Below are 13183 nucleotides of genomic sequence, written 5' to 3' on the forward strand. Positions count from 1 at the left end.
ATTTTCCCTTGACGACCGGAGTTCCGGCCACAACGATAGCGCGGTTCCTGCGAGAGGTATTGGATTGCGGCATCCGCTCGACATCATCGCCATGTTCGCCGCGCTCTGGCTGCTGGCGTCGATGGTGCTCGACGCGCTGACGCCGAAGGAGCTGACCGCGGTGATGATCGGCATCGCGATCGGGCCCGCCATCGTCATCACCGCCGTGTTCTATTATTTGCGCTGCCCGCGCACCGATTTCGCGGTGATGTTCGCAGCGCTCTGGCTGATCTCCGATATCGCCATTGCATTCATCTCGCCGACGCAGCTGCCGTATTTCCTGATCGCACTCGGCTTCGTGCCGGCCCTGCTGATCGGCATCGTGCTGCACTGGCAGCGCTTCCAGCACCGCCACGAGCGGCTGCCCGCGCCTTCGGTGAAGCGGGGCTAGCGCGGTAGCAGATTTGTTTTAGCGAGATCCAGCACCTCGTCGCCGCGCCCGTTCATCACGGCGCGCAACACCCAGAGGCTGAAACCCTTGATCTGCTCGGGCGTGATGGTCGGCGGCATCGACAGCTCCTGCTTCGCCGTGACGACGTCGAGCAGCGCGGGTCCGTCATGCGCCAGCATCTCCTTCACGGCGCCCGGAAGCTCGCCGGGGTCCTCGACGCGTTTGGCGAAAATGCCCATCGCGCGCGCCATCGCCGCGAAATCAGGATTCTCAAGATCGACATTGGTGTCGACGAACCCGGCCGCCTTCATCTCCAGCGCAACGAAGCCGAGCACGCCGTTGTTGAAGACCACGATTTTCACCGGCAGCTTCATCTGGGTCAGCGTGATCAGGTCACCCATCAGCATGGTGAAGCCGCCGTCACCGGAAAGCGAGATGATCTGGCGGCCGGGCTGCGAGGCCTGCGCGCCGATCGCCTGCGGCATCGCGTTGGCCATCGAGCCGTGCACGAACGAGCCGATCAGCCGGCGGCGGCCGTTCATGTCGAGATAGCGCGCGGCCCACACCGTGGGCGTGCCGACATCGGCGGTGAAGACGGCGTCGTCGGAGGCATGGTCGCTGATGACTTTTGCCAGATATTGCGGATGGATCGGTTTGCTGCCCGGTGTCCCCTTCGCAAGCGAGTCGAGCCCTTCGCGCGCCTTCTTGTAATGCGCGATGGCGTCGTCGAGATGCCTCCGCTGGGTCTTGGTCTTGAGCAGCGGCAGCAGCGCCTCGATGGTCAGCTTGACGTCGCCGACGAGGCCGAGATCGATCTTGCAGCGCCGTCCCAGATTTTCCGGGCGGATGTCGATCTGCGCGACCTGCGCATCGGTGGGGAAGAACTGCTTGTAAGGGAAATCGGTGCCGAGCATCACCAGCGCGTCGCAGGCGTGCATGGCGGCATAGCCTGAGGAGAAACCGATGAAGCCGGTCATGCCGACGTCGTAGGGGTTATCGTACTCGACATGCTCCTTGCCGCCGAGCGCATGCACGATCGGGCTCTTCAGTGCTTCGGCCAGCTGCATCAGCGGCGCATGCGCGCCGGCGCAGCCGCGGCCACAGAACAGGGTGATGCGCTCGGCGCCGTTCAGGAGGTCCGCGAGCGCCTTCAGCTCGTCGGCCTGCGGCACAACCTTCGGCGCCGACAGCGCGAGCCCGCGCGTCGTCGACAGCGCGCGCTTGGGCGGGCTGCGGAACGCGATGTCGCCGGGCATCGCGATAACCGCGACGCCGCGCAGGCCGACCGCCGCACGAATGGCGTTCTCGATCACGTAAGGCAGCTGGCTCGCATCCGACACCAGCTCGCAATAATGGCTGCACTCCCTGAACAGGTTTTGCGGATGGGTTTCCTGGAAATAGCCGCCGCCGATCTCCGCCGAGGGGATCTGCGCGGCGATCGCGAGCACGGGAACACGGCTGCGATGCGCGTCGAACAGCCCGTTGATCAGATGCAGATTGCCCGGGCCGCAGGAGCCTGCGCACACCGCAAGGCTTCCGGTCATCTCGGCTTCGCCGGCAGCCGCGAAGGCCGCCACCTCCTCGTGGCGGACATGAATCCATTCGATGGTGCCGCGGCGGCGCAGCGCCTCGGTGAGACCGTTCAGACTGTCGCCGACGATGCCGTAGATGCGCTTGACGCCGGCCTGCTCGAGCGTTGCCACGAACAGATCGGCTACGTTGTTGATCGCCATGTCGGTCTCCTGATCTCGCTGGTGCAGCAAGATAGGATAAAGCGCGGCTATGACGGGATCACGGCTTGTTTATTGCTGGGTCAGTCTTTCACAATCGCCCGATCATAGGCCGCGATTGTCACCTTTGCGCGAGCGGCGACATCGGCGGCCGTCATGCCGGGCTTGTAGAGGCTGGAGCCGAGCCCGAACGCGGTCACGCCGCCCTTCATGTACTCGGCAAAATTCTGGTCGGAGACGCCGCCGACGGCGGCGATCATCACGCCCGCCGGCAGCACGGCGCGGATCGCGGCAATACCGGACGCACCGAGCACGCTGGCCGGAAAGAATTTCAGGCCCGATGCTCCGGAGCGCGCCGCGAGCAGCGCCTCGGTCGGCGAGAACACGCCCGGCAACGTCACCATGGCGTACTGATGTGCACGCGTGAGCACCTGCGTATCCACATTCGGCGAGACCATCAACTTGCCGCCGACGTCATTGAGACGATCGACATCTGCGGCGGTCAAGACCGTGCCGGCGCCGATCAGGACGCTGGCCGGCGCGAGCTTCGCGGCAATCGCGATCGAGCGGAACGGCTCCGGTGAATTCAGGGGGATCTCGATCGCGGTCATGCCGGCCTCGATCAGCACGCCGACGATCGCCTCGGTCTCCTCGGGCTTCACACCACGCAGGATCGCGACCAGCGGACGCTTCATCGGCGGAAAGGGAACGCTCATCTCAAGATTCCTCTCATTTCGTCCAGATCGCGGCAGCGGCCATCGACAGGCCGCGGCGAACGGCTTCATCGGCATCGATCGGCTGCACGGTGACCGACAGCGCATCGAAGGCCAGCCGGTACAGCATCGCGAGCCGCCCGGAGGCAATCAGCGTGATGCCCGCTTTCGGCACCGTGCCGGAGAGCCCTGCCGCCAGCTCGACGCCGATCAACGTGCCCGACAGCGTCTCGCGCGCGGCGGCCGGCGTGCCGCCGAACAGGAGCTGCCGCGACCGCGCTGTGAACAAAAGGTTGGCCGCGAAGGCCGGCGCTTCATACGCGGCTTTCACGGCCGCCTTGAAGCTCGCGACATCCTCGGCGTCATCGGCACCGGCGACCGCGAGTGACAAGATCGTCTCGCGCGAGACCACGCTGAAGAGCTCGCCGGTCATGAAGGTGGAGAAATGCACGACCGTGCCGTCCTTCACGCGCACCCATTTCGAATGCGTGCCGGGCATGCAGACCAGCGCTTCGCCAGGGGCCCCGAGACCGAGTGCACCGAGCAGCTGCGTCTCCTCGCCGCGCATCACGTCCGGCGCCCTGGTATCGCGCTGCGCGATCCCGGGCAGGATGCGAATATCGCGCGTCTCGCCGGGCACAAGCGCGGCCTGCTTCAGCACGGCAGAGAGCGGCGCAGGTGTGTCAACATAGCCGGCCTCGACCCAGCCGGTCTTGGCGCCGGCCATACCGCAGACAAGCACCGGCAGCTGGGCCGGGGCCTCGACAGCTGTGAGATGCGACTGCAGCACGCCGGCAAAGCCGGCCTTGGCCGCGGCCAGCATGCCCTCATCGCTGCGACGTTCAGCCAGCACCTTGCCGGCACGGTCGATCAGCCAGAGGCGGAAGCTACTGGTGCCCCAGTCCACCGCGACATAGGCGGGTTCGGTCATCTCAACACGTATCCTTAGTCTCACGGCCAAGACGCCGTCTCGCGACAATGAGACGACGGCGCGCAAATCCGCCCCGGGATATCGGCTATTGCCGCCTCAAACCAGCGATTTTTCGCGGGTCTGAGGCGCTCGCCGCGCTGGCACACCGCTTGCGATGCGGTGGCACACCGCTTGCTAAAGCTGTCCTGTTCAAGTCCGGGAACGCGCAACAAGACGCGTCAACATCAGATGAGGAAACCCATGGAGATCGGCTATTTCACGATGCCTTCGCACCCGCCGGAGTGCGGCTTGAAGGAAGGAAACGACTGGGACCTGCAAGTCATGCGCTGGCTCGATGAGCTCGGCTATCAGGAGGCCTGGGTCGGCGAGCACCACACCGCGCCCTGGGAACCCAATCCCACGCCGGACCTCCTGATCGCGCAGGCGCTGATGCAGACCAAGAATATCCGCATCGGGCCGGGCGGCTTCCTGCTGCCCTATCACCATCCGGCCGAGCTCGCCAACCGCGTCGCAATGCTCGACCATCTCTCCGAGGGTCGACTCAATTTCGGCGTCGCCGCTAGCGGCCTGCCGAGCGACTGGGCGATGTTCAACGTCGACGGCATGAGCGGACAGAACCGCGACATGACCCGCGAGGCGCTGGAGATCATCCTGAAGCTGTGGTCCGATCCCGCGCCCTTCACCTACAAGGGCAAGTTCTGGACGGTGACCAAGCCGGACACGATGTTCGACTTCCTCAAGCCCCACATCAAGCCGCTCCAGGCCCCGCATCCGCCGATCGGCGTTGCCGGGCTCTCTAAGAACTCGGACACGCTGAAGCTCGCCGGCGAGCGCGGCTTCATTCCAATGAGCCTCAACCTCAACCCTGCCTATGTCGGCAGCCATTGGGACTCGGTCGAGATCGGCGCCGCCAAGACCGGACGCAAGCCGAACCGGGCGGACTGGCGCCTCGTACGCGAGGTGTTCGTCGCCGACACCGACGAAGAGGCGTGGAAGCTCTCGACCGGTGACATGATGGGCCGGATGATGGGCGAGTACTTCCTGCCCCTGCTCGGCCATTTCGGCTTCAAGGACTATCTGAAGCACGCGCCCGACGTGCCCGACAGCGACGTCACCGTCGAATATTGCGCCAAGCGGAACTGGATCGTCGGCTCACCCGCAACCGTCGCCGAGAAGATCGAGAAGATCTACGACGAGGTCGGCGGCTTCGGCGTGCTATTGGTGTTCGGCTTCGACTACAAGCACAAGCCGGAGGCCTGGCGCCATTCGCTCTCGCTGCTCAGCAAAGAGGTGATGCCGCGCCTGAAGCATCTCGGCTCCGCGAAGAAGGCCGCTTGACGCGCGGCGGGTGCGGCGCAATCGTGTCGCACCCGCCCCGTTTCGGAGATTTCGGCGTGAGCGTCGACGCAAAGGATTTCAAACTGGCAATGCGCCAATGCGCCGGCGCGGTTGCGCTGGTCACGGTTGGCGCCGAGCACGGCAAGCGCACCGGGCTGACTGTGACATCAGCCTGCTCGCTATCGGACAATCCGCCGTCCCTGATCGTCTGCGTCAACCGTAACGCCAGCGCACATGCGCGAATCCGCGAGGAAGGCGCCTTCGCGATCAACTTCTTGCACGAGGACCACGCCGTGCTCGCGCTCACCTTCAGCGGCCAGAAGGGCGTCAACGGCGACGACCGATTTGCGTTCGGGCAATGGACGCGCGGGGTGACCGGCGCACCGGTGCTGACGGATGCGGTCGCCGCATTCGACTGCGTGCTGGCGCAGGAATTCGAGACCAAGACGCATTCGATCTTCGTCGGCGAGGTGCGTGGCGTCACGCATTCCGACGAGGCCGCGCCGCTGGTGTATCTGCGCAGCAGCTTCCACGTCCCTCACGAAATCCGCGGCACCGTTTCAGTCGGCGACCTCGATTCGCGGCATCTGAGCTGGAGCGATTTTTCGTAAGCTTCTCGCTTGCTGTTTTCCCTTCTCCCCTTGTGGGAGAAGGTGGCGCGAAGCGCCGGATGAGGGGTATGTCTCCGCAAACTCGAAAGGGAGTAATCGCGGAGGCAGACCCCTCACCCGTCTCGCCGCTACGCGGCGATCCACCCTCTCCCACAAGGGGAGAGAGGAAGAAAGAACGCCGCATGCGACTGAACGCTACTGCGCCGTCTCGATCTTCAACTGCTTGATCTTGCGGTACAGGGTGGCGCGGCTCAGCTTCAGCGCGCGGGCAGCTTCCGTCACGCGGCCGCCATGCTTGCGTAGCGCCTCGACGATCGTCGCGCGCTCGGCCGTTGCGAGATCGGGCTCTGCCGTCCACCCACCGAACGGAGGCAGATCGAGATCGGCATCCATGATGACGCCGTCCTCCGCGGTGCAGCCGGCAAGCCGCAGCACGTGGCGCAGCTGGCGCATGTTGCCGGGATAGGGATAGGCCGAGAGCAACGCCCAGGCCTCGTCCGACAGGCGGCAATCCGGCGCCTCCTCGCGCGCGATCTGGCGGATGATATCGTCTCTGTCGGCGCGCTCGCGCAACGCCGGCAGTCGCACGTCCATGCCGCGCAGCCGGAAGTAGAGATCGGCGCGGAAGGCGCCCTCCTCCGCCATGCGGCCGAGGTCGCGATGGGTCGCGCTGATCAGGCGGATGTCGACCGGCACCGGCTTGAGCGCGCCGAGCGGCCAGACCTCGCGGTTTTCGAGCACGCGCAAGAGGCGCGTCTGCAGCGCGATCGGCATGTCGCCGATCTCGTCGAGAAACAGCGTGCCGCCGTCGGCCTGCACGATCAGACCCTTCGAGCCGTCGCGGCGCGCGCCGGTGAAGGCGCCGGCCTCATAGCCGAACAGCTCGGCGTCGATCAGGCTCTCCGGCATCGCCGCACAGTTCAGCGCGACATAATGGTTGCGGGCGCGGTTGCTCGCCGCGTGAATGGCGCGCGCGAACACATCCTTGCCGACGCCGGTCTCGCCATGCAGCAGCACCGGCAGATTGTGGTCGCCGATGCTTCTCAGCCGTTTGACGCTTTTGATCAGGCCGGGATCGCGACCTGCGAGCCGATGCAGCGAATTGAAACGATCGACGGGAACGTCACGACGCTGAGTGGACGGCCTCGCCCGCAGCGGCGGCGCGACATGTCCCTGCCCGAGCGCGCTGCCGTCGGCGCGGCGCAGTTCGACGACCTCGTCCGCACCACGCGCCGCGTGATGATCGAACTTGATATAGCGCGACAGATCGATGCCCGATGCGATCAAGCCGTCTGTGAGGCCCAGCAGCGCGCGCGCCGAACGGCAGGCGCCGACGATGCGGCGATCGTCGTCATAGGCAAGCAGGCCGCTGCCGCCGTCGCCCGGCACGGTGGCGATCCAGGCGTTGTGGAAATGGCCGCGGAAGATCGCGCCCTCCATCCGCCGCGTCGCCTCCATCGTCACCGCGAGCGCGAGCTGATGCCCGGCGCGTTCGAGATCCTCGCGGCACGAGGTGATGTTCACGGCACCGGCGAGCCGGCCGGCCTGATCGAACAGTGGCGCCACGGCGCAGGAGAACATGTGCCACTGCGCGCGAAAATGCTCGTCGCGATGCACCAGGATGGGCTTCTCTTCGGCAAGCGCAGTGCCGAGCCCGTTGGTGCCCTCGAAGGTCTCGGCGAAATTCGAGCCGGTGTAGATCTTCCAGTCCAGAAACATCTTTGCGTCGGCTTCGGCCGGCAGGCGGCTGAACAGCATGGTCGCGTTCACGTCAGCGAGATTGACGCAGTAGCCGGCGTCGCGCAGCACGCGGGCGAGATCGTCGAGCTCGGGGGTCACGAGCCTGATCGTCTCCTCCATGGGCCCGGCGACGTGGCGAATCTCGGCTTCGGTGAGCGTCTGCGGCGGGCCCTGGCGGGCGGGGTCGAGCTTGTGGCTCACCAGGCAGCGCCGCCAGGAATTGGCGATGCGCGAAGAGGCATCGACGTCGGCCACGTGATTGGCGACGGACAAGACACGGGCGACATGGTTCGAGGCCGAAAGGCTGGCCATCGCGGACGTCTCCACCCTGCATTATTGTGCAAAGTCTGGCAGCACAGGCGGGGATGTCAATCGGGAACCGGGACGCAGCTATTGCTGCACTGCGCTCACCACGTATCGATGCAGGGTCGCTTCTTCTTCGTCCTCGCGGGCGGCCTCGGCACCGAGCGCACGCCCGCCATGATCCAGCGCCGCGTCTCGGCGGGGTCGATGACGTTGTCGATCTCGAACACCGAGGCGATCGAGACCGCCTTGCCGTTGGCATAGAGCTCGGCGACCTTGTTCCGATAATAGGTCTCGCGCTCCTCGGGGTCGGCGATCGCCTCCATCTCCTTGCGGAAGCCGAGGCGGACATACCCCTCCAGGCCCATGCCGCCGAATTCGCCGGTCGGCCAGGCCGCGGTGAAGAAGGAGGCGTGGAAGCCGCCGCCGATCATCGACTGCGCGCCGAGACCATAGCCCTTGCGCAGCACGATGCCGAACAGCGGTACGGTAAGGCTCGCGCCGGTGACGAACATGCGCGAGACGTGGCGCACGATCGCGGTCTTCTCGGCCTCCGGACCGACCATGAAGCCGGGCGTATCGCAGAGCGAGACGATCGGCAGATCGAAGGCGTCGCAGAGCTGGAGGAAGCGCGCGGCCTTGTCGCCGGCGTCGGCATCGATCGCGCCGCCGAGATGGCGCGGATTGTTGGCGATCAGTCCGAACGGCTTGCCCTCGATGCGGATCAGCGCGGTGATCATGCCAACGCCGTAGTCGCGGCGCAACTCCAGCACGGAATCCTTGTCCGCGACGAGATCGATGACGCTGCGGATATCGTAGACCCGCAGGCGGTTCTCCGGGATGGCGCGGCGAAGCAGGCGCTGGTCGGCCGCTTGCCACTCCGTCACCGCACCCTGGAAGTAGGACAGGTATTTTTGAGCCACCCGCGTCGCCTCCTCCTCGTCCTCGACCAGGATGTCGATGACGCCATTCGGCGACTGGAACGTAACAGGGCCGACCTCGGCCGGATGATAGACGCCGAGACCGCCGCCTTCGATCATCGCCGGACCGCCCATGCCGATCGAGGCGTTCCTGGTAGCGATGATGACATCGCAGCAGCCGAGCATCGCGGCGTTGCCGGCAAAGCAGTAGCCGGAGACCACGCCGATAACCGGCACGAGGCCGGAGAGCCGTGCGAACTGCACGAAGGACGGGCCGTCGAGGCCGGTCATGCCGAGTCGGTCGGTGTCGCCGGGCCGGCCGCCGCCGCCTTCGGCGTAAAACACCAAGGGCACACGCCAGTCTTCCGCCAGCGTCAGCATGCGGTCGATCTTCTTGTGGTTCATGTGGCCCTGCGTGCCCGCGAGCACGGTGTAGTCGTAGGCCACGACGATGCAGCGGCCGCCCTCGGCGCCGAACTTCTCGGCATTCACCGTCGCAACACCCATCACGAGGCCGTCGGCCGGTGTGCTCTTGATGAGATCGTCGAGCTTGCGGCGGCGTCGCTGCGCTGCGATCGCAAGGCTGCCATATTCCATGAACGAGCCGTCGTCGACGAGCTGCGCGACGTTCTCGCGCGCTGTGCGCTGGTTGGTGTTGCGGCGGCGCTCGACCGAGGCCGGCCGGTTCGCATCGAGCGTATTGGCCTGGCGCGCGATCATCTCGGCGAGATCAGGGCGGATGTGGTCGAGATCGACATCGGCCTCCGCTGCCGACGCATCGGCCGCGACGTCGAGCGGCTCCAGATACATGATTGGTTCGCCATGCATCAGGGTCACGCCATCGCCGGCGACGAGCTTCATGACGCGGCCGCCCTGCTCGGCCATGACCAGATGCTCCATCTTCATGGATTCGATCACGGCGAGCTGCTGGCCCGGGCGCACGATCTCGCCTTCCTTCACCTGGATGATGACGATGGTTCCCTGCAAGGGCGCAGCGACCATCACCGCGCCTTCGGGCACGATCTGCGCGACGTGCGTCTCCGCGCCATGGCCGCTTCGCTCGGTCGCGGCAAAATAGAGCGGCTTTGCCGCGCCATCGGCCGCCTCGACCAGCTTTGCGATGTTGCGATCGATGAAATCGGTCGCGATGCGGTTAGTCCTGAAATCGGGATGTGCGAGCACGGCTTGGAGGAAGGCGATGTTGGTCACGACGCCGTCGATCCTGAACTCGCGCAAGGCGCGCGAGGCTTTTGCCACGACGTCGTGCCAGGCTTCGCCCGGCGTGTGCACGATGACCTTGGCCAGCAGGGAGTCGAACGCCGCGCTGGTTTTATAGCCGGCATAACCAAAACTATCGACGCGGACGCCGGGCCCCGACGGCGGCTCGAACACGGCGAGCACGCCGCCGGTCGGATGCGTCGCCCCCAGCTCGTCCAGCGTCTCCATGTTGACGCGGAGCTGCATGGCATAGCCACGCGGCTTTGGGATGGCGCCCTGTGCCAGATCAAGGGATGCCAATGTTGCGCCGGCGGCGACCGCGAGCTGGGCGCGGACGAGGTCGAGGCCGAGCACTTCCTCCGTCACGGTATGCTCGACCTGAAGCCGCGGATTGGCCTCGATGAAGGCAAAGCTGTCCTCGGCCGTGCCGTCGACCAGGAACTCGAAGGTGCCGAGATTGTCGTAAGACGCAGCGGTCGCGAGCTGCTTCGCAGCTTCGATGATGCGGCCGCGCAAGGCGTCACTGAGCGACGGGCTCGGCGCCACCTCGATCAGCTTCTGGTGCCTGCGCTGGATGGTGCATTCGCGCTCCCAGAGATGGGAGATCGCGCCGTGGCGATCGCCGATGATCTGCACCTCGATGTGGCGGGCCTGGCGGATCAGGCGCTCGGCATAGACGCCGTCGAACCCGAACGCCGCCTTGGCCTCGGATTGGCAGCGCGCATAGGCTTCCGCGAGATCGGCGGCATTCTCCACGACGCGCATGCCGCGGCCGCCGCCACCGGCCATCGCCTTGATCACGATCGCCGCGCCCTTGCCGAGGGATTCGAAGAATGCCGTGATCTCCTCCAGCGACGAGGGCCCGCTGGTGCCGGCGATGATCGGCACGCCGCAACGCTTCGCCAGTTGCCGCGCCGCGACCTTGTCGCCGAACAGTTCAAGCGCGGCCGGCTTCGGCCCGACGAAGGCGATGCCCGCATCCGCGCAGGCCTTGGCGAACGCGGCATTCTCGCTGAGGAAGCCATAACCGGGATGCACCGCGTCGCAGCCGGCGCTCTTCGCCGCCTTCACCGCCGCTTCGATATCGAGATAGGCCCGTGCGCCGCGGCCGGGGATTTCGACCGCCCCGTCGGCAACACGCGCGTGCAGCGACAGCGCGTCATCGGCCGGATGGATCGCGACCGTCGCGATGCCGGCATCGGCCGCCGCGCGCGCGATGCGGATGGCGATCTCGCCACGGTTGGCGATCAGGAGTTTCTTGAACGACATGCGGCGTCTCCATGCCCGCGGGCCGAGGCGCGGGTCGGCAGGTTCGATGATCCTGCTTCTTCACTTTAACCGCGCTCGTCAAGGGCGAGAACGCCCGTCGCAATAGCCGGTCCCGCGGGCCGGAATATCAGTTGCCGGCGCGCGCGGCGACGAGGCGCATAATCCGCGCCACGGCAGATAGTATGAGCGCGATGTCAGGCGGCCCGCACGCCCGCAACGAAGGTGCTGACCTCGTTCTCCAGTGATTGCAGCTTCTGCGACAGCCGGCCGCTCGATTGCAGCACGAGGCCCGCGGCCTGGCCCGTTTCCGCCGTGGCGTCGGTGACACCGGAGATGTTCTGCGAGACCTGGTCGGTGCCGGACGCCGCCTCCTGCACACTGTGGGCGATCGCCTGCGTCGCGGCGCCCTGCTCCTCGACCGCGGCGGCGATCGACGAGGAGATCTCGTTGACCTCCATGATGGTCTTGCGGATGCTCTCGATGTTGCCGACGACCTGGTTGGTCTCGGCCTGGATCGCGGTGATCTGCGCGCCGATCTCGTCGGTCGCCTTCGCGGTCTGGCTCGCCAGCGATTTCACCTCGCTCGCGACCACGGCAAATCCCCTGCCGGCCTCGCCGGCGCGCGCCGCTTCGATGGTGGCGTTGAGCGCGAGCAGGTTGGTCTGCGAGGCGATCTGGTTGATGAGGTCGATGACCTCGCCGATCTTGTGCGCGGCGGCGGCCAGCCCCTGCACGGTGTCGTTGGTGCGCTGACCGTCCGCGGCCGCCTTGTCGGCCACGCTTGCAGCCTGCGCGACACGCTGGCTGATCTCGGTGATCGAGGACGACAGCTGCCCGGCGGCGGACGCCACCGTCTGCACATTGCTCGACGCCTGCTGGCAGGCGGTCGCGACGAAGCTTGCGCGGTCGGTCGCCTTGTTCGCGGTCTCCGACATGCCTTGCGCGGCCTGCTGCATCGCGCGCGCCTCGGTGAAGACGTCGCGGACGACGGCCTGAACGCTCGCCTCGAACTTGCCGGCGAGATCGCCCATCGTCTTGCGTTTCTCGTCGTCGGCCCTCTGCTTCGTCTCCTGCTGCTCGGTATGCATGCGGCTCACCGCCGACGCATTGTCCTTGAACACGGCAAGCGCCTTGGCGAGCCCGCCGACCTCGTCGCTGCGGCCGGTGTAGGGCACCTCGAACGCGCTGTCGCCGGCGGCGAGTCGCTCGGTCAGCGCGGTGATTTTCGCGAGCGGCCGGGTCACGCTGCGGCCGATCACGAAGGAGCAGGCCAGCACCAGGACCAGGACGGCCAGACAAATGTAGGCGAATGTCGTCGCGTTCTGGCGGAAAACGGCGTCGACGTCGTCGAGATAAATGCCGGTGCCGATGATCCATCCCCAGGGCGCAAAGCCCTTCACATAGGAGATTTTTCCGACCGGCTGCTCGAAGCCCGGCTTCGGCCAGAGATAGCTGTAGAAGCCGGCGCCCTGCTTGTTGACGACGTCAACGAAGCCCATGAACAGCGCGTTGCCGGCGGGGTCCTTCATGCCGGAGAGATCCTTGCCGTCGAGCTCGGGCTTGATCGGGTGCATGACCATCTTGGGGGCCATGTCGTTGATCCAGAAATACTCGACCTTGTCATAACGCAGGCTCTTGATCGTTGTGATCGCGGCGGCCTGCGCCTGCTCGCGCGGCAACTTCCCCTCGCTCTCGAGCTTCTGATAGTGCGCCAGGATGCCGTAGCCGACATCGACCATGTGCTGCGTCTTGGCCTGGCGGTCGGCAATCATCTGCGCACGCAGGGTCGAGAGCGCGATCGGCGCCAGAGCGATCATGCCGAGGAGGCTGATGCCGACAATCAGGACTAGCTTGAAACTGATGCGGGAGAAAAACATCGGAGCTCGCAAGAATTGGAAGGGCTGATATGCCAGTTTATCCCGCACCCCTTAGCGAAGCTTTAAGCATTCGGGTTCCCCAAATCCCCACGAAATTGCGTTG

The 13183-nt window shown here is 65.9% G+C and carries 9 protein-coding genes; 3 read left to right on the forward strand and 6 right to left on the reverse strand.

The window, feature by feature from the left end; all coding sequences use genetic code 11:
* Nucleotides 1-64 precede the first annotated feature (64 nt).
* Nucleotides 65-430: a hypothetical protein gene (locus AB7G19_RS35805; RefSeq protein ID WP_038942774.1), complete on the forward strand. Its 366-nt coding sequence runs from the start codon at nt 65-67 to the stop codon at nt 428-430.
* Here the strand turns inward: AB7G19_RS35805 and poxB are convergent.
* The 3 genes from poxB to AB7G19_RS35820 all read right to left on the reverse strand — a co-directional run bounded on the left by poxB (nt 427) and on the right by AB7G19_RS35820 (nt 3804).
* Nucleotides 427-2163, reverse strand: coding sequence for a ubiquinone-dependent pyruvate dehydrogenase (gene poxB / locus AB7G19_RS35810; protein WP_085399837.1), 1737 nt, complete (start codon nt 2161-2163; stop codon nt 427-429). The two genes, AB7G19_RS35805 and poxB, sit on opposite strands and share 4 nt — an antisense overlap.
* 80 nt (nt 2164-2243) lie before the next feature.
* A complete protein-coding gene (locus tag AB7G19_RS35815) occupies nt 2244-2876 on the reverse strand; it encodes a 2-dehydro-3-deoxy-6-phosphogalactonate aldolase (RefSeq protein WP_085399799.1) in 633 nt (210 codons plus the stop codon).
* 13 nt (nt 2877-2889) lie between these two features.
* Nucleotides 2890-3804, reverse strand: coding sequence for a 2-dehydro-3-deoxygalactonokinase (locus AB7G19_RS35820; RefSeq protein ID WP_085399798.1), 915 nt, complete (start codon nt 3802-3804; stop codon nt 2890-2892).
* 240 nt (nt 3805-4044) lie between these two features.
* On the opposite strand from AB7G19_RS35820, the gene AB7G19_RS35825 reads away from it, so the two are divergent.
* Nucleotides 4045-5142, forward strand: coding sequence for an LLM class flavin-dependent oxidoreductase (locus tag AB7G19_RS35825; protein WP_063985464.1), 1098 nt, complete (start codon nt 4045-4047; stop codon nt 5140-5142).
* A 56-nt stretch (nt 5143-5198) separates the two neighbouring features.
* Nucleotides 5199-5753, forward strand: a complete 555-nt coding sequence (locus AB7G19_RS35830; RefSeq protein WP_094183977.1) for a flavin reductase family protein — start codon at nt 5199-5201, stop codon at nt 5751-5753.
* A 195-nt stretch (nt 5754-5948) separates the two neighbouring features.
* Here the strand turns inward: AB7G19_RS35830 and AB7G19_RS35835 are convergent, their stop codons facing one another.
* From AB7G19_RS35835 to AB7G19_RS35845, 3 genes are all read right to left on the reverse strand, one after another.
* The gene (locus AB7G19_RS35835; RefSeq protein ID WP_085400487.1) at nt 5949-7805 is read right to left on the reverse strand and encodes a sigma-54-dependent Fis family transcriptional regulator; all 1857 of its coding nucleotides are present in this window, start codon (nt 7803-7805) and stop codon (nt 5949-5951) included.
* A gap of 95 nt (nt 7806-7900) precedes the next feature.
* A complete protein-coding gene (locus tag AB7G19_RS35840; protein ID WP_085400485.1) occupies nt 7901-11203 on the reverse strand; it encodes an acetyl-CoA carboxylase family protein in 3303 nt (1100 codons plus the stop codon).
* 194 nt (nt 11204-11397) lie between these two features.
* A complete protein-coding gene (locus tag AB7G19_RS35845; protein WP_085400483.1) occupies nt 11398-13080 on the reverse strand; it encodes a methyl-accepting chemotaxis protein in 1683 nt (560 codons plus the stop codon).
* Nucleotides 13081-13183 lie beyond the last annotated feature (103 nt).

Source organism: Bradyrhizobium sp. 215_C5_N1_1, from assembly GCF_052075935.1.
In the GTDB taxonomy this organism is placed as follows: domain Bacteria; phylum Pseudomonadota; class Alphaproteobacteria; order Rhizobiales; family Xanthobacteraceae; genus Bradyrhizobium; species Bradyrhizobium barranii.

Excerpts from the sequence above, each read along its gene's own strand:
- poxB (WP_085399837.1), bottom strand. The coding sequence starts at position 2,163 with ATGGCGATCAACAACGTAGCCGATCTGTTCGTGGCAACGCTCGAGCAG.
- AB7G19_RS35815 (WP_085399799.1), bottom strand. The coding sequence starts at position 2,876 with ATGAGCGTTCCCTTTCCGCCGATGAAGCGTCCGCTGGTCGCGATCCTG.
- AB7G19_RS35840 (WP_085400485.1), bottom strand. The coding sequence starts at position 11,203 with ATGTCGTTCAAGAAACTCCTGATCGCCAACCGTGGCGAGATCGCCATC.
- AB7G19_RS35845 (WP_085400483.1), bottom strand. The coding sequence starts at position 13,080 with ATGTTTTTCTCCCGCATCAGTTTCAAGCTAGTCCTGATTGTCGGCATC.
- AB7G19_RS35835 (WP_085400487.1), bottom strand. The coding sequence starts at position 7,805 with ATGGCCAGCCTTTCGGCCTCGAACCATGTCGCCCGTGTCTTGTCCGTC.
- AB7G19_RS35825 (WP_063985464.1), top strand. The coding sequence starts at position 4,045 with ATGGAGATCGGCTATTTCACGATGCCTTCGCACCCGCCGGAGTGCGGC.
- AB7G19_RS35820 (WP_085399798.1), bottom strand. The coding sequence starts at position 3,804 with ATGACCGAACCCGCCTATGTCGCGGTGGACTGGGGCACCAGTAGCTTC.